Source organism: Bacillus sp. R86525 (assembly GCF_042466195.1).
GTDB lineage: Bacteria > Bacillota > Bacilli > Bacillales > Bacillaceae_G > Bacillus_A > Bacillus_A nitratireducens.
Map to the genome: position 1 here is coordinate 2,404,869 of NZ_JAXHPX010000007.1, position 16,001 is coordinate 2,420,869.

Annotated in this window: 15 protein-coding genes, 2 pseudogenes and 1 riboswitch; of the genes and pseudogenes, 11 read left to right on the forward strand and 6 right to left on the reverse strand. The window is 35.8% G+C overall.

All coding sequences use genetic code 11. From position 1 onward, the window contains the following. The 6 genes from SJY24_RS14895 to lepB all read left to right on the forward strand — a co-directional run bounded on the left by SJY24_RS14895 (position 1) and on the right by lepB (position 6,142). Positions 1 to 696 (forward strand): DUF969 domain-containing protein, encoded by a 696-nt coding sequence (locus SJY24_RS14895; RefSeq protein WP_000593391.1) that lies wholly within the window; start codon positions 1 to 3, stop codon positions 694 to 696. A gap of 1 nt (position 697) precedes the next feature. Further along, positions 698 to 1,660, forward strand: coding sequence for a DUF979 domain-containing protein (locus tag SJY24_RS14900; protein WP_377865197.1), 963 nt, complete (start codon positions 698 to 700; stop codon positions 1,658 to 1,660). A gap of 16 nt (positions 1,661 to 1,676) precedes the next feature. Beyond that, positions 1,677 to 2,324 (forward strand): pyroglutamyl-peptidase I, encoded by a 648-nt coding sequence (pcp, locus tag SJY24_RS14905; RefSeq protein WP_377865199.1) that lies wholly within the window; start codon positions 1,677 to 1,679, stop codon positions 2,322 to 2,324. 75 nt (positions 2,325 to 2,399) lie between these two features. Beyond that, the gene (locus tag SJY24_RS14910; RefSeq protein WP_377865201.1) at positions 2,400 to 3,125 is read left to right on the forward strand and encodes an NAD-dependent protein deacylase; all 726 of its coding nucleotides are present in this window, start codon (positions 2,400 to 2,402) and stop codon (positions 3,123 to 3,125) included. 225 nt (positions 3,126 to 3,350) lie between these two features. Then, entirely contained in the window at positions 3,351 to 5,525 is a 2,175-nt protein-coding gene (locus SJY24_RS14915; protein ID WP_377865203.1) for a peptidoglycan D,D-transpeptidase FtsI family protein, read from the forward strand. A 95-nt stretch (positions 5,526 to 5,620) separates the two neighbouring features. Beyond that, positions 5,621 to 6,142 (forward strand): signal peptidase I, encoded by a 522-nt coding sequence (gene lepB, locus SJY24_RS14920; RefSeq protein WP_377865205.1) that lies wholly within the window; start codon positions 5,621 to 5,623, stop codon positions 6,140 to 6,142. A gap of 185 nt (positions 6,143 to 6,327) precedes the next feature. Here lepB and SJY24_RS14925 read toward each other — a convergent pair. After that, a pseudogene (locus SJY24_RS14925) lies at positions 6,328 to 6,949 on the reverse strand (cephalosporin hydroxylase family protein). 188 nt (positions 6,950 to 7,137) lie between these two features. On the opposite strand from SJY24_RS14925, the pseudogene SJY24_RS14930 reads away from it, so the two are divergent. Continuing rightward, a pseudogene (locus SJY24_RS14930) lies at positions 7,138 to 7,661 on the forward strand (NUDIX hydrolase). A gap of 81 nt (positions 7,662 to 7,742) precedes the next feature. On the opposite strand, the gene SJY24_RS14935 reads toward SJY24_RS14930, so the two are convergent. Next, positions 7,743 to 8,507: a class I SAM-dependent methyltransferase gene (locus SJY24_RS14935; protein WP_377865207.1), complete on the reverse strand. Its 765-nt coding sequence runs from the start codon at positions 8,505 to 8,507 to the stop codon at positions 7,743 to 7,745. Positions 8,508 to 8,703: 196 nt separating this feature from the next. Here SJY24_RS14935 and SJY24_RS14940 point away from each other — a divergent pair, with 196 nt between their 5' ends. Beyond that, entirely contained in the window at positions 8,704 to 9,195 is a 492-nt protein-coding gene (locus SJY24_RS14940) for a DUF2716 domain-containing protein (RefSeq protein WP_377865209.1), read from the forward strand. A 64-nt stretch (positions 9,196 to 9,259) separates the two neighbouring features. Here the strand turns inward: SJY24_RS14940 and SJY24_RS14945 are convergent, their stop codons facing one another. From SJY24_RS14945 to SJY24_RS14955, 3 genes are all read right to left on the reverse strand, one after another. Continuing rightward, positions 9,260 to 10,030 carry a DNA alkylation repair protein gene (locus SJY24_RS14945; RefSeq protein ID WP_377865211.1) on the reverse strand — a complete coding sequence of 257 codons (771 nt, stop codon included), beginning with the start codon at positions 10,028 to 10,030 and terminating at the stop codon, positions 9,260 to 9,262. A 33-nt stretch (positions 10,031 to 10,063) separates the two neighbouring features. Beyond that, the gene (locus tag SJY24_RS14950) at positions 10,064 to 10,369 is read right to left on the reverse strand and encodes an iron-sulfur cluster biosynthesis family protein (RefSeq protein ID WP_377865213.1); all 306 of its coding nucleotides are present in this window, start codon (positions 10,367 to 10,369) and stop codon (positions 10,064 to 10,066) included. A gap of 119 nt (positions 10,370 to 10,488) precedes the next feature. Then, complete coding sequence (locus tag SJY24_RS14955; protein ID WP_001083392.1) at positions 10,489 to 11,955, reverse strand: amino acid permease; 1,467 nt, start codon at positions 11,953 to 11,955, stop codon at positions 10,489 to 10,491. 112 nt (positions 11,956 to 12,067) lie between these two features. After that, a riboswitch (Lysine riboswitch) is annotated at positions 12,068 to 12,260 on the reverse strand. A 384-nt stretch (positions 12,261 to 12,644) separates the two neighbouring features. Here SJY24_RS14955 and SJY24_RS14960 point away from each other — a divergent pair. After that, a complete protein-coding gene (locus SJY24_RS14960) occupies positions 12,645 to 13,094 on the forward strand; it encodes a GNAT family N-acetyltransferase (protein ID WP_377865214.1) in 450 nt (149 codons plus the stop codon). 40 nt (positions 13,095 to 13,134) lie between these two features. On the opposite strand, the gene SJY24_RS14965 is transcribed toward SJY24_RS14960, so the two are convergent. Continuing rightward, complete coding sequence (locus tag SJY24_RS14965) at positions 13,135 to 14,145, reverse strand: sulfite exporter TauE/SafE family protein (protein WP_002094532.1); 1,011 nt, start codon at positions 14,143 to 14,145, stop codon at positions 13,135 to 13,137. Positions 14,146 to 14,243: 98 nt separating this feature from the next. Between SJY24_RS14965 and SJY24_RS14970 the strand changes: the two genes are divergently transcribed. Then, positions 14,244 to 15,041 carry a VOC family protein gene (locus tag SJY24_RS14970; protein ID WP_377865216.1) on the forward strand — a complete coding sequence of 266 codons (798 nt, stop codon included), beginning with the start codon at positions 14,244 to 14,246 and terminating at the stop codon, positions 15,039 to 15,041. 14 nt (positions 15,042 to 15,055) lie between these two features. Next, a complete protein-coding gene (locus SJY24_RS14975) occupies positions 15,056 to 15,994 on the forward strand; it encodes an aminoglycoside phosphotransferase family protein (RefSeq protein ID WP_377865218.1) in 939 nt (312 codons plus the stop codon). The last annotated feature ends 7 nt before the right edge of the window (positions 15,995 to 16,001 follow it).

Genomic DNA, 16,001 nt, shown 5'->3' on the forward strand with positions numbered 1-16,001 from the left:
ATGATTAAATTAATTGGGATACTACTTGTTGCAGTTGGGTTTTTATTTAGATTAAATACACTGTTAGTAGTAATGGTTGCAGGTATTGTTACTGGTATGGTTTCAGGCTTAAGTTTTTATGATGTAATCAGCATGTTCGGTAAATTTTTCATAGAAAACAGATATATGTCTATGCCAATCATATTAACTTTACCGGTAATCGGAATTTTAGAGCGCTATGGTTTAAAAGAAAGGGCAGAAGCACTTATAACGAAATCAAAAGGCGCAACAACTGGAAGAGTATTAATGTCATATTTTACGATAAGAGAATCATCAGCAGCACTTGGACTAAATATTGGTGGGCATGCGCAAACAGTAAGACCGCTTGTTGCGCCAATGGCAGAAGGAGCTGCGCAAGGTAAATATGGTAAACTCCCTGAAAAATTGAGAGAAAAGATTAAAGCAAACGCAGCAGCTGCGGAAAACACAGCTTGGTTTTTCGGAGAAGATATTTTCATCGCAACTGGTGCCATTTTATTAATGAAAGGATTCTTCGATTCAGTAGGTATGCATGTCGGTGTATGGGATATGGCGCTTTGGGGAATTCCAACTGCAATATCTGCCCTTATTGTGAGCTGGATCAGGTTTAGAAGGTTTGATAAGTATATAGAGAAAACAATGAAAGCAGAAGAAAAACAAGAGAAGGAGGCTATATAAGATGAACATCATCACAATGGATACAATTTATTATGTATTGGGTATAATCGTTGCCTTTATCGCTGTTCGTATTGCATTTGATCGTGAACATCCAAATAGATTTGGTTCTAGTTTATTTTGGGCATTGTTTGCAGTTACATTTTTATTTGGAAATGTAATCCCTTCGTTTTACGTTGGCTGTATCGTGCTCGCTATGGTCGTTTTAGCTTCATTGAATAAAGTAACAAAATCTCAGGAGAAAGAAGTATCAGTACAAGAACGTGTGAAACATGCTGAGAAATTAAAAAATAAAATTTTTATGCCTGCAATATTAATTCCTATTTTTACAATTATCGGTACGTTAACGTTAGGGAAAATCAAATGGGGAAATGTCGCGCTTGTTGATCCAGATAAAGTAACATTAGTTGCATTAGCGTTAGGAGCATTACTCGCATTCATTGCGGCGATGCGTATTACGAAATCCAAAATAACAACGCCTGTTCAAGAAGGAAGTAGGTTATTACAAGCTGTTGGTTGGGCAGTTATTTTACCACAAATGTTAGCAGCTCTTGGCGGTATTTTCGCGAAGTCTGGCGTTGGGCAAGTTGTTTCTGATTTAGTAGGACAAGTGTTACCGACAGAGTATCCATTCGTTGCTGTTATGGCGTATTGTTTAGGAATGATGCTATTTACAGTCGTAATGGGGAATGCATTCGCAGCATTTGCCGTTATTACTGGAGGAATTGGCTTACCTTTAATTGTGCAAATGCACGGAGGAAACCCAGCAATTATGGCAGCACTAGGTATGTTTGCTGGATATTGCGGAACGCTGCTTACTCCAATGGCAGCAAACTTTAATATCGTACCTGCGATGCTTTTAGAACTGAAAGATAAAAATGCAGTCATTAAAGCACAAGTACCAATTGCTCTTTCAATTTTTATCATAAATATGTTTATAATGTACGGCCTTGTATATCGTTTCTAATTAGGAGAGTGAAACTATGAAAACAGTATTAGTAACAGGATTTGATCCGTTCGGCGGAGAAAGTATCAATCCAGCTTGGGAAGTCGCAAAAAGTTTGCATGAAAAAACAATCGGAGAGTACAAGATTATTAGTAAACAAGTTCCAACCGTATTTCATAAATCAATAAGAGTATTAAAAGAGTATATAGAAGAGTTGTCACCGGAAATGATTATATGTATTGGACAAGCTGGGGGCAGACCAGATATTACGATAGAGCGAATAGCAATTAATATTGATGATGCAAGAATTGCTGACAATGAAGGGAATCAGCCAGTAGATGTACCAGTTGTAGAAGAAGGACCAGCTGCGTATTGGTCTACACTTCCGATGAAAGCAATCGTAAAAAAACTTCGCGAAGAAGGTATACCGTCATCTGTTTCACAAACTGCAGGTACATTTGTTTGTAATCATCTATTCTATGGTCTCATGCACGAACTAGAGAAACATGATAAGAAAATAAAAGGTGGATTTGTTCATATTCCGTTCTTACCAGAGCAAGCGAGCAATTATCCAGGTCAACCGAGTATGTCACTTTCTACGATTAGTAAAGGTATAGAATTGGCAATTGAGGTAGCGACGGAAGTGGAATTAGATATTGTAGAATGTGGTGGCGCGACGCATTAAGTAAAATGAATTGTACAACACCTTCTGTAAACAACTGGTATAATAAGTATAGCAATATACATAGAGGTGATTTTTGTGCAATTTGAGGAAGTACGTTCGATATTAGAAAAAGCAAAGAAAATTACAGTGTTAACAGGTGCTGGTGCAAGCACAGAAAGTGGAATCCCTGATTTTCGTTCAGCAAATGGATTGTATGCTGATGCAAATGTAGAGATGTACTTGTCGAGAGGTTATTATAATAGAAATCCGAAAGAGTTTTGGAAGCATTATAAGGAAATCTTTCAAATTAATACGTTTCATCAATATAAACCAAATCGTGGGCATCTTTTTTTAGCTGAGCTAGAAGAACGAGGGAAAGACATAACGATTTTAACGCAAAATATTGATGGTTTGCATCAAGTAGGTGGTAGTAAGCATGTAATTGATTTACATGGAACACTTCAAACAGCGCATTGCCCGAAGTGTAAAGCGGGATATGATTTACAATATATGATTGATCATGAAGTGCCGCGTTGTGAAAAATGTAATTTCATTCTAAATCCAGATGTTGTTTTATACGGAGATACGTTACCTCAATATCAAAATGCGATAAAACGTTTATATGAAACAGATGTACTTCTCGTAATGGGAACGTCATTAAAAGTACAGCCTGTCGCTTCATTCCCAGAAATCGCAAAGAGAGAAGTAGGAGCAACAACAATTTTAGTAAATGAAGAATTAACGGGACAAGAATACAATTTTGATTTTATTTTTCAAAATAAGATTGGTGAATTTGCCCAAGGGTTATCTTCGATTAAATAAGTTTTTGATTTCGTAAAGAAACTGAGGTGAATGATGTCCACCTCAGTTTTTTGTATGCATTATATTCATGTTATTACGTATTAAGGGGAATGGTAATAAATAGGGTGTAAAATACGAAAACTGAAAATTAAATCTTTTCTTTCTTTTGTAACTAATATAAAATTCTATATATATCATATAAATAAATTTAATACATAATGATTTTTGCGCAGAAATGTTAAAAGAATGAAGCGAGGGAGCAAAATGAGACAAAAAAAGGAGAAGCAGAAACAGTCGAAAAAGAAAAAGACTCATATTCCGTTTCGGTTAAATGTACTATTTTTTATCGTTTTTCTTTTATTTTCAGCTATTATTATTCAATTAGGTAAAGTACAAATTATTGACGGAGAAACGTATCGAAATGAAGTGAATAAAAAGGAAGATGTAACGGTGAGTACTCCAGTTCCGAGAGGGAAGATGTTTGACCGGGAAGGGAAAGTTATTGTAAATAATAAACCGTTACGAACAGTTACATATACGAAGATGAAAGGAGTGGACTCAAAAGAGGTTTTAATAGTGGCAAGAAATTTAGCAAAGCTAATTGAAATGCCGCAAGAAGATATGGACAAGTTAACAGAGACAGATAAAAAAGATTTTTGGATGCAGTTAAACGAAAAACGTGCAGCAACAAAAGTAACGAAAGAAGATGAGAGTAAATTTAGGAAACAGGAAATTGAAGGAAAAGAATTAGATAAAAAAGTAGAAGAGCTGAGACGAGAAAGAATTACACAAGAAGAACTAAACGAGCTTTCGAAAGAGGATATAGAAGTACTAGCAATTAAAAGCAAAATGAATGCGGGATATAAAATGACGCCACAAATCGTCAAAAAAGATGTAAGTCAAAATGAATATGCAGTAGTGAGTGAAAGATTATCGATTTTGCCAGGCGTAGATACGACTGTGGATTGGGAGCGTGAATACCCAAATGACAAAATACTACGTTCTGTACTTGGTAGTGTTTCGAGTGAGAATGAAGGATTACCAAGGGAACAATTAGACTACTATTTAGTACGAGATTATAACCGAAATGATCGTATTGGTAAGAGTTACATCGAAAAACAATACGAAGATGTGTTACATGGAACGAAAGAACAGTCTAAAAATATTACTGATAGAGCTGGAAATATTATTCGGACTGAAAAAGTGACACAAGGAAAAAGTGGAAATAATTTAATGTTAACAGTTGATATGGATTTACAGAAAAAGGTGGAGGAAAGTCTTGAAAAGAATTTAAGGGCATTCCATTCTTCTGAACCGATGATGGATCGTGCATTCGTCGTTATGATGAATCCGAAAAATGGTCAAATTCTATCATTAGCAGGAAAGAAAATTGTAAATAAAGATGGCGGGATGCAAATAGAAGACTACGCTTTAGGAACGATGATAAGTTCTTACGAGTTAGGATCAACTGTGAAAGGAGCTACGGTATTAGCGGGATATCAAACAGAAGCGATTAAGCCATATACGCATTTCTTTGATGCGCCAATGTACTTTAAAGGAAGTTCGAAGCCGAAGAAATCTTGGAAAGACTTTGGAGATATTGATGATTTAAGAGCATTGCAAGTTTCATCCAATGTCTACATGTTTAATACGGCGTTAAAGATTGCGGGGATTGATTATGTACCAAACAATCCGTTAGATATTAGACAAGAAGCGTTTAATAAGATGCGTTATTATTTTAGACAATTTGGTTTAGGTGTGCCAACTGGTATTGACTTGCCAAATGAATCGATTGGTCAAATGGGTAGAACCGATAATATACCTGGTTTTTTACTTGATTATGCCATTGGACAATATGATACATATACGCCGTTGCAGCTTGCTCAATATATTTCAACGATTGCAAATGGCGGTTACCGAATGAAACCACAAATTGTACAAGAAATTAGAGAGCAACCAAATAGACCCGAGGAAGTCGGAAAAGTTATGCAATCGATGGAACCAGTCGTGTTAAATCGAGTGGATATGGACCTTTCATATATAAATCATGTGAAAGAAGGATTTAGAAGGGTTTTCCAAGAGGTAGATGGGACCGGTACTGGAACTTTTAAAGGACTACCGTATAAACCGGCTGGAAAAACAGGAACAGCAGAGACAGTGTACGGTGGAGAAAGTGATATTGGAAGAGATGAAAACAACTATCGAAAAAAATGTTATAATTTAACTCTCGCCGGGTATGCGCCATATGACGCTGATCCGGAAGTCGCTTTTTCTGTTGTTGTGCCATGGGTGAATAATGATAAATCAGGTATTAATTCTACAATTGGTAAAGAAATTTTGGATGCGTATTTTGATTTAAAAGCGCAGCGATCGGGTGTAAGTCTAGTCCCAGTAGCACAACAGCCGAGTACGGCACAGTAAAATAAAATTCAAATTGTAGTATATCACTGCGCAAATGAACAGGTGCAGTGATATATTTTTGAATTGAAAAGTGTTTTGATAAGGTGGGAATAGATATGAAAGAGGAGATTAAGAGAGGTTGGGGAAAATACATACTATTTATATTTGTCATGGTAGTAACGTACCAGTCTTTTACTTTATGTAAGGTGGAAGGAAAATCGATGCAGCCGACTTTACATGAAGAAGACTACGTATTTGTAAATAAAGCTGCTGTACATTTTTCTAGCTTGCAGCACGGAGAAATTGTCATTATTAAGGAAGAGGATGAGTCGAAATATTATGTGAAACGCGTAATAGGACTTCCTGGTGACATAATTAACATAACGAATGGAACTGTATACGTAAATGACAAAAAGCAAGATGAATCTTATATAAATAAAGATTTATATAACAATACGCAAGTGTTTTACAATTTTCAAAAGGCAAAGATTCCACCAAATAAGTTATTTGTAATGGGAGACAATCGTGAACAAAGTAAGGATAGTCGAAATGGTTTAGGTTATATTGAAGAAGAAAATATAATAGGAAAAGTGGAATTTGTGTACTATCCTTTTTCGAAAATGAAAATCATAAAATAAGTGGGGATTCATAAAACCCCACTTATTAAAGTTTCACTTTATCCCGCATTAACGGGCAGTAAGACTCCCACCTCAAAATTTGGAAAATACGAGGGGATTAGGTGGGAGATCAACTGCCCGTAAAAGCCCGATTGGTTCAACTAATAATAAGTGGGGGATGGACAAAGCCCCCACTTATTAAAGTTTCACTTTATCTTCTTTAAAAAACCTTTTGGATTAAATGAAATGAAAAACTTATGCTTAGATTCATCGATTATGAAATTGCTATTTTTAGTTGAAAACTCTTCTACAGCTTCCATTGGCGAGGGCCCCAATCAGGAGAGAGGGGATTTCCATTAATACTTGTATCCTCTACAATCATGTAACTGCCTGTTGTTACAATAGATTTATAAAGTAAAAGTTCTTTTGAGACATGCTCTTTACTATGATCAGAATCTAAAATAACTAAAATCACATCATCAGGTTTGCGCATACTTAAAATTGTTTGGACGGCCTGTACAGAAACAGAAGAGGCTGTTAAATACGTAATCCGATTATGTGATGGCCGATTTGGTTGTGGGAATATATCGATAGTAAGTACATGACCTTTTCCAATTAAATCTAACATAGAAGCTAAATACAGTGCGCTACCACCATAGAAGGTTCCACATTCAATAATTAAATCGGGTTTTAATTCGTGAATGATCTCTTGGTACAAAAAAGATCAGAGGGAAGTTTACAGATTGGAACCCCGAGCCAGTGTGTACCATGTAACCAAACGTTGCTGTCGTAATATTGTTTTAGAAATTCGCTACTAATGTTATCGATTTTGAATTCTCCTTTCTAAAAAGAATTCTTTCATACGTAAAGAGTATACGTATGAAAGTTGTACTATATATTATGTGGTAAGGGATTATAAGGCGAGTGTTTTCACATGAAAATAAGCCAAATAACACATGTGGAAAATGAATTGCTTACAAAAGAAGATGTAGATGTAAATAAAAGGAAATGATTGTATGTATAAATACACAATCTGCTTCATTAGAAAAGGAGATAATATACTGCTATTAAATAGAAACAAAAAGCCAACAATGGGAATGTGGAATGGTGTCGGAGGGAAAATAGAGGAGTATGAAACGCCATACGAAGGAGTCATTAGAGAAACGTTTGAGGAAACGGGTATAGAGCTTCCAAGTGTAACGTATAAAGGGAGTGTTATCTTTCAAGATAAAGACGACCCTCAGGGTAGTGAGGGAATGTATGTATTTCTTGCTGACCTACCAGTAGGAGTACATATTGACACACCACTAAGCACGGCTGAAGGTATATTAGAATGGAAGTCAATTGATTGGATATTAGATGGTGATAATAGAGGTGTAGTTAGCAATTTGCAAAGATATTTGCCAAGAGTATTAAAAGAAGAAAACAATTTAGAGCATACATTCACATATGATAACCGGAATATTATTGATTACACAACTGCTGTTTTGACAGAATATGATACGAAAAACGATATGTAAAACATCTCGTTTCTCAATAGGAAAAGATGCGTTAAAATACTAAAAAAAGCCAAATCCCTTATTGGGATTTGGCTTTTTTGCAAGGAATTCTAATTCAAGGTTTACTCTACATGATTCGCTTTTATAATAAAACGGTGTTGCTTCACATCGAAATATCCCTTTTGTAAGATAATTTCATGTATACGATACAATTCCTCGGTATAGCTGTCTACTGTAAAATCAGGAATTTGCCACGGAATTGCTTTTAAGTAATAGACAACAGCACCGACATCATAAAAACGCTGAAGAGGGAACTCTTCCTTCGCTTCCAAAATAGTAAATCCATTCTCCTTTAGTTCATTACATGCCATTTTGAGTGACCAACTTGAAAATTCGCTATTAAGTGGTGTGCCAAACTGCTCATTAAGCTCCGCACAATCAAGACCGCCAACTTGTTGTGTAAGAAATGTTCCATTGGTGGAAAGAATTCTTTTCACTTCAGAAGCAGCATATGATTCATGTTGATTCACAATTAAATCAAACTGACCATCTTGAAATGGTAAAGCAGTATCATCAGTCACTTCTACGACTGTAACTCCTAAAGATTCTAATTTCTTTCGTGCAATTGGGACATTCGGAGCGTAGCTTTCAGTCGCATAAATAGTTGGCGGGAACGGTTGTAACATAGATAAAAACTCACCGCCGCCAGTCCCCATATCTAGCATTGATTTTGCACGCTGCATAAGCTGGAAGGCTGTGCTACCGTACGACCATGATAAAGGCTCGCTATTCATACGGCCAGTTCCTGAAATGAAAGAAAAATCCCAACCACTAAAGTTTGTCTTTGCACTTTCTAATAGTGCCGAAAATAATGGATCACGTTTCATATTATGTCCTCCTATTTCGTTAATGAATGATATAGTAAGAACAGAGAAAGGGAGGACCTCTCGTAAAGATGAAGCGGTTTTACGTTTCGTGTTCGAATAGATTCATATAAATTCGCTCCTTGTGAGAATAGTTATTTTTATATTCGGGATAATCGAGTGAAAATCCTTTGAAGTTATAAGGGAAGGTAGTTGTTTAATGGGAAACTGGATGGGGTTTACAGACAAAGAGGACGATCAAATTTGGAACAAGATATATAGTGAACTTGAGTTTTCACCAAGTGATTCTACATTTCCATCTTTTAAGGTGCCAAGTCCTTTTGTTACATATGATATTTCTCATTACTTTGGAGAATCGATAGATTTAAATGTATATGATGATTTGGAAGAAAAAGCATTACTAGTTTTTAAAGAAAATGCAGCATCGAATGAATATATTATGGCACTTGATTGGCAACATGAATGCTATTGGGTGAATCCACACTTAGAGTTTGAAAGAAATGAATTTGAAGAGTGGATTATCCCCGTATTTCCGAATGGAGATTACTACTTCTTTATTCAGAAGGACTTTAAGTGGGGCTATTTAGGCCACCCTTGGGAGAAGAGTATAACGATATTTGGAAAAGAACTAATAGAGAAATTTGAACAAAATAAGCCGGAAATTTTTCGAAATATTTTAAGGAAAGGATAATGTTTGAAAGAGAAAAAACGCTTATACTTCATTTTTGAAGCATAGGCGTTTTTGTTTAAAATACTTAAAAACAAAAATCTTTTGGTAAAGTACCATTTTTTATTACCGTTCTTAACCCATGTTTTATAATCCAAGGGTTAACAGGAAGTTTGTTATCACGTAATTGTTGTAACCATTGAAAAACGAGTTCCTTATCCTCTTTCGTAATATCGTTAATATGATTGGCTACCGATTTTTGGACATATTTAGAAGGATCATTCATTAATGACTCTAAAAGTTTTAAATTGTGCTTAAAATCACCTTTTAGAGCTCCTATTTTTTTAGCCCAAGGAAGTCTTGGTCTTGTACCTTCGGAAACTAATCTTCTAATGTGGCTGTTTTCGTCATGAATCCACTGTTGTAATATATCTAGTGTGTCTTCATGGTATGTTTCGAGAAAAGGCCGAATGGCATATTCAGCAGTATTCCTTTTTGTTATTTCATACATTGCGTTAAATGAGGTTTCAAAATCGTTAAGCCCATATTTTTCAACGTATTTTGCAATAGGCATATACATATAACCATTTGTAAATGTGCCTACTTCTGTAGTATTTTCTGTTCCCAATGTTTTCAGTAATATATGTATTGCTTCATTAAATTCTTTTTGTAATGCATAGTGTAATTCATCTGCTATTACTTCTATACGTTGCTTTAACTCTAAATTTTCAACTTTACATGTTACGGAAGATACAAAGTTTCTTTTAGAGAAATTAGGATCGTGTTTACAAATAGAATCAGCCATTTTTTCTGCTAATTCTTCGTTGAATAAAAATTTTAACGGAACATATTTGCCCATTTTTCCACCCCATTGGTCGGATAAAAACAATGTTTATTTTTTAATCGACAATCCATACACCAAAGTCTCACTAGGAGTCGTAATACTAAAACCTGTCGTCTTATAATCAAGTTTCACAGTATCACCAGTGTAATCTGTCGTGAATGAATCCATTTGTACGATAAGCTCCGCATCTTCATATACAACATCATCTGCATGATATATATCCCAAATTAAATCGACATCAATGAAAATGCTACAAGAGTTTGTCATTGTCCCTCTAATGCGAATAATTTTTTTGTCTTCACGTTCTAATCTATGTATAGCAACTTTTGCTTCATCAGTAATACGAATGTTCATGTGATCCCAACCTTTAAGTGTATTTACTTTATTATTGCAAAAAGATAAGAAATAGGGAAGTAAATGGGATTGTAATAAAAAAACGAGCAAACAAATTTGTTTGCTCGTTTTACTATACTCTATTTTAGTTCACATTTATCAAGTGGAATTACTTTCGTTTTCTTAGTAAATTTATATCCTAACCATAGTACTAAGAAGAGTGGTAAACCGATGTAAGAAACGAGTACACCGTTCCAATCGATAGATGCTCCCATAAATGCTCCGTAGTTTTGTCCTAAAATAACGATAACACAAAGTGTAAATGCAAAGATTGGACCGAATGGGAACCATTTTGCTCTATACGGTAAGTCTTTTAAATCTTTTCCTTGTGCAACATAAGCTTTTCGGAAACGGTAATGACTAATAGCAATTCCTACCCAAGCAATAAATCCTGACATCCCAGAAGCATTTAATAACCAAATGTATACAACACCGTCACCGTATAAAGAAGCGATGAAAGCGACGCTACCAACAACTGATGTTGCGATTAATGCGTTAACAGGTACACCGCGGCTATCTAATTTGCCTAAGAACTTTGGTGCTTTTCCTTGACGAGCTAAATCCCAAAGCATACGAGTTGATGCGTACATTCCAGAGTTACCAGCAGATAGAACTGCAGTTAAAATAACAGCGTTCATAACAGAAGCAGCGAAGGCAACGCCCGCTTTTTCAAATACTAGTGTAAATGGACTTACTGTAACATCACTTGCTGCAAGGCTATCAGTCGTATAAGGAATTAATAAACCGATAACAAGAATTGCTAAAATGTAGAATAATATAATGCGCCAAAAGATAGAACGAATTGCTTTCGGAATATTGCGTTCTGGATCAGCAGTTTCACCAGCAGCCACTCCTAATAATTCAGTTCCTTGGAATGAGAAACCAGCAGCCATAAATACACCGATAATTGCCATGATACCGCCATTAAATGGTGCATCTGCAACAGTGAAGTTTTTAAAACCGACAGCTTCGCCGCCCATAATTCCAAAAATCATCATAAAACCGACAATTAAAAAGATAATAATAGTAACTACTTTAATAAGTGCGAACCAATATTCAGATTCACCAAATCCTTTAACAGATAAATAGTTTAAGAGAAAAATAATAGCTAAACAAAGTCCACTCCAAATAAGAGAAGGGGTATCTGGGAACCAAAATTTCATAATTAATGTTACGGCCGCTAGTTCAGCAGCAATCGTAATCGCCCAGTTATACCAATAGTTCCATCCAAGTGCAAAACCAAGTGATGGATCAACAAATTTTGTTGCATAGGTGCTAAAAGATCCAGTAACAGGCATGTAAGCTGCGAGTTCTGCTAAGCTTGTCATTAAAAAATAAACCATAATTCCAATTGCGGCATATGCGACTAATGCACCGCCAGGACCAGCTGAATGGATAACACCACCACTGGCAAGAAATAATCCGGTACCGATTGTACCACCGAGAGAAATCATCGTAAGGTGACGAGATTTTAATCCGCGTTTTAATTCACCTTGTCCTTGTGTAGTTTGCGTTTTAGAGGTAGATTGATTTGTTGCGCTATTCATGTTCAACACTCCTTTTCTTGTAGGTTAGGAAGGAGCGGGGGAGAAAAATACAAAAAGCCGCCAAAGTAATTAGGCGGAACGTTTCACAAATAACCACCCCATCATACCCTTCCGTTAAGATAGCACCCCACGTTTACACGGTAATTTTGTAAACGTGACAGTTCTGTTCCTTTCGGAGACAGCCCCAGCTCATATTTCCAGAGAAGAAATATAAACTTCGGCAACTTTTCCTTTCAAACGGAGTCAGTGACATTCCCTGTGTCTCGTCCATTTTACTTTTAAAAGTCGCAACCTCTACCTCATCGGATTGATGAGGATTTATATATTGCTAAGATATTTAATATATGGCAATTGTAATGACTTTCTGAATATATTGCAAGGAATTTTGTTAGGAAAAGTCAAAAAATATCGGTTATTGTATAGGAAACGCTTGCATAACTCCACCCGAACCTACTATTATGTAGCAATAAGCAAAGAAAAAATTGTTATACAAATGTTTCGCAAAAAATATTGAAAAACCCTTTAAATTAAAAGAAAATTCAGAAAAATATAATTCGACATAACTATCAGAAGGGGATTATTTCTTAAATTCGTTTCAAAGAATAAGTATAAATTCGATAAATAGAATGAATATTCTTTTTATTAATGATAAAATTGAGGTATTGTTTAATTGAAAAGGGGATATCATTATGAAATTAGAAACGGAAAGATTACATATAGTACCGTGTACAGAAGAATGGATTCAAATTGCGGATAATCAAGGATACAATAGTGGTCCGCATATTGTAGGACATATAGAAAATGTGAAACGAGATGCGGCTTCATTACCGTGGGGCCCGTGGTATGTTATTCGGAAAGAGGATGATGTTGTTTTAGGTGATATAGGATTTAAAGGGAAACCGAACGAGGAACATACAGTAGAGATTGGTTATGGATTTATTGAGAAATATTGGAATAAAGGGTATGCAACAGAAGCAGTTAGTGAATTAATGAAATGGGCTTTTCAAACAGGGGAAGTGGAAACGATTATAGCGGAGACACTCCTTGATAACTATAGCTCCATTCGTGTATTAGAGAAATTACATATGAAAAGAGTAAATAGTACTGAAACGATGGTCAATTGGAAAATAGAAAAATAAAAAATACCGCTCGAAGTAAATCGGGCGGTATTATTATTAATTATGGTAGCATTTGTTTTTGATCTTTCGGATAACCGGCTGTCGATACGTTAGAACGATTGGAATGATTACGAACAGCAATAAAAATAGATATAATAACGACAAGACCAACTGCAACGTAAGAAAGTGAAATAATAGTTGGATCCACTTTAAATGTAGTAAGTAGTGTACGAATGTTTGTAAAGATTATAAGGCCACCAACTAATACGCCAAGTAAATGAGAAGGAACGATGCGTACTAGCCATGCAGCGATTGGTGCCGCAACGATACCACCGAGCATGAGAGAAAATACCCAAACCCAGCTTACTTGTTCCCAGCCAAGTGAAATGAAAAAGCCAATCGTTGCAGCGAGTGAAACAGGAAATTCACTCGTATCTACAGATCCAATAACTTTTCTAGCTTCATTTCCCCTTGCAAGAAGAACAGGTGTCGTAATCGGCCCCCAGCCACCACCACCAGTTGAATCGACGAATCCAGCGAATAAGCCAAGTGGTACAAGTTGTTTTGCAGACATACGTTTATTTGAAGCGACAATTTGTTTTTGAATGAGGAATCGTAATAAAATATAAACCCCTAAAGTAAATAAAAATATGGAAATGTACGGTTTAATTACATCACCAGGTAAATTGCTTAAAAAACATGCCCCAATAAATGCGCCAATTGCTCCTGGTAATGTAAGCCTAGAAACTGTATATTTATCAACGTTTCCAAATTTGATGTGAGATGCACCCGAAGCGGCGGTTGTAACGACTTCAGCTAAATGAACTGATGCAGATGCAACGGCTGGTGCGATACCAAACATTAATAATAGTGAGGTAGACGTTACCCCGTACGCCATACCAAGTGCTCCATCGATCAATTGAGCGAAAAATCCGATAATAGCAAAGACAATTAATTTCTGCATAAATAATCCCCCTGTAATAATAAATGAAAAAGACACTTTTCCCGTATGAGAAAAGTGCCTTTGGTTTTTCCAATCAGCAATAATTAAATTTGTTTTATTATAATACATATTAATCGTATAAATCAACTGGGTTTTAAAGTTTTTGAATTGAATGAAAGAAAAATAAAATATACAATAAAAGGATGGAGAGAAAGGGGAGAAAGAATATGTTAGCATTTGACCATCTTGTTCACGCAGTGCATGGTACACCAGAGGAAGCGGCAAAACAAATGCAGGAGCTTGGATTTCATACTGCACTAGGCGGAGAGCATACGAACTGGGGTACTTGGAATAGTTTATGTTATTTTGATTTATCATATATAGAATTTCTGGCAGTTCAGCATAAAGAAAAAGCGAAAGAAGCAGAAAATCCATTAGTGCGGGAAACGGTTGTTAAATTGCAAAATGGAGAAGGGATGCTACAAATCGCAATTCGAACAAATGAAATTGAAGAACTAGCAGTGAATTTAAGCAAAAATGGCTTACAATCGATTGGACCATTCGAAGGGAAACGTGTGAGAAAAGATGGCCGTCTTTTAGAATGGAAAATGTTATTTGTAAAGCAGGAAGAAAGTGGACCGAAATTACCTTTCTTTATACAGTGGAATGAAACGGATGAAGAAAGAAGAAACGATTTACGGAACATAGGGACGATCACTGAACATAAAAATAAAGTACAACAAATTGAAACGATTCATTATGCGGTGAAAAATGTTCGAGAAACAGTGCGGAAATGGAAAGAAGTAATGGGGCTTACAGCAAACTCGGTCACAAAAAATGTAAAGTGGAATGCTGAGTGTCAAAGCGTATCATTTGGAGATATTCATGTGCAGTTTTGTGAACCAATTGGGGAAGGTCTAGTGCAAGATCGCCTGAAGAACCAGGGCGAATATCCATTTGCAGTGGAATTTAAAGGAGAAAATAAACGAAAGCATGAAGTGCTAGGTAGTTTGTACATATATTGATAGAGGTGAACGATGTGGAAGAAATGCTTAGAGAGATAGAGAGAAAACTAGAATGGCCTCGTATTGTAAAGTGTACAGCTATTTCGAAAGGTTTTTCACATGAAGAGAAATATAAAGTTGAATTAGAGAATCGAGAAACGTATTTTGTCAAAGTGTGTGATTCTGCTAATTTTGAACGAAAACAAGAAGAATATACGTATATGAAACAGTTGGAGTCATTACATATCCCGACGCCAAAATTAATTTATTTCATAAGACTCGAAGAATTAAATAAATGCGTTCAAATATTTGAATGGATTAACGGTGTAAATGGAGAAGAGAGTTTAGGTAAGTTATCGGTGAAAGAGCAGTATGCTGCGGGGAAAAGAGCTGGAGAAGTTTTAAAAAGAATTCATGCAATAGAAAAAGAGAATGTCATTGATTCATGGGAAACGTTTCGGTGGAACAAGTATGAGAGATACTTGAAAGCATTAGCAGACTTTGAGGTAGACTTTCTCGATATGAAGCCAGTATCAACCTTTGTAGAGGATCATAAAGACTTATTGAAAAATCGTCCTATCACATTTTTACACGATGATTACCACCCAGCAAATAGTATGATTCACAATAAGGAGTTTATCGTTATCGATTTTGGTGGATATGATTTTGGCGATCCAATACACGATTTTTATAACGTAGCGATTTTTACTACAAGAATAAGCAAACCATTTGCGGTTGGTCAAGTTCACGGTTATTGCGGAGGTGAACCTTCACTCCATTTTTGGAAATTGTATTCATTATATGCAGCAATGACATTCCCAGCGGATATCGTATGGACAAACCGAAGCACGCCACATTTAGTAGATGATATGAAAGAGAGATTAAACAGAATTTTAGAAGATCATAATCATTTTTCATCCTATATTCCGAAATGGTATCAATCACATCATGTGGATATAATAAACAATAGATAATGGAGGG

Excerpts from the sequence above, each read along its gene's own strand:
- SJY24_RS14895 (WP_000593391.1), top strand. The coding sequence starts at position 1 with ATGATTAAATTAATTGGGATACTACTTGTTGCAGTTGGGTTTTTATTT.
- SJY24_RS14900 (WP_377865197.1), top strand. The coding sequence starts at position 698 with ATGAACATCATCACAATGGATACAATTTATTATGTATTGGGTATAATC.
- pcp (WP_377865199.1), top strand. The coding sequence starts at position 1,677 with ATGAAAACAGTATTAGTAACAGGATTTGATCCGTTCGGCGGAGAAAGT.
- SJY24_RS14915 (WP_377865203.1), top strand. The coding sequence starts at position 3,351 with ATGAAGCGAGGGAGCAAAATGAGACAAAAAAAGGAGAAGCAGAAACAG.
- lepB (WP_377865205.1), top strand. The coding sequence starts at position 5,621 with ATGAAAGAGGAGATTAAGAGAGGTTGGGGAAAATACATACTATTTATA.
- SJY24_RS14935 (WP_377865207.1), bottom strand. The coding sequence starts at position 8,507 with ATGAAACGTGATCCATTATTTTCGGCACTATTAGAAAGTGCAAAGACA.
- SJY24_RS14940 (WP_377865209.1), top strand. The coding sequence starts at position 8,704 with ATGGGAAACTGGATGGGGTTTACAGACAAAGAGGACGATCAAATTTGG.
- SJY24_RS14945 (WP_377865211.1), bottom strand. The coding sequence starts at position 10,030 with ATGGGCAAATATGTTCCGTTAAAATTTTTATTCAACGAAGAATTAGCA.
- SJY24_RS14950 (WP_377865213.1), bottom strand. The coding sequence starts at position 10,369 with ATGAACATTCGTATTACTGATGAAGCAAAAGTTGCTATACATAGATTA.
- SJY24_RS14955 (WP_001083392.1), bottom strand. The coding sequence starts at position 11,955 with ATGAATAGCGCAACAAATCAATCTACCTCTAAAACGCAAACTACACAA.
- SJY24_RS14960 (WP_377865214.1), top strand. The coding sequence starts at position 12,645 with ATGAAATTAGAAACGGAAAGATTACATATAGTACCGTGTACAGAAGAA.
- SJY24_RS14965 (WP_002094532.1), bottom strand. The coding sequence starts at position 14,145 with ATGTATTATAATAAAACAAATTTAATTATTGCTGATTGGAAAAACCAA.
- SJY24_RS14970 (WP_377865216.1), top strand. The coding sequence starts at position 14,244 with ATGTTAGCATTTGACCATCTTGTTCACGCAGTGCATGGTACACCAGAG.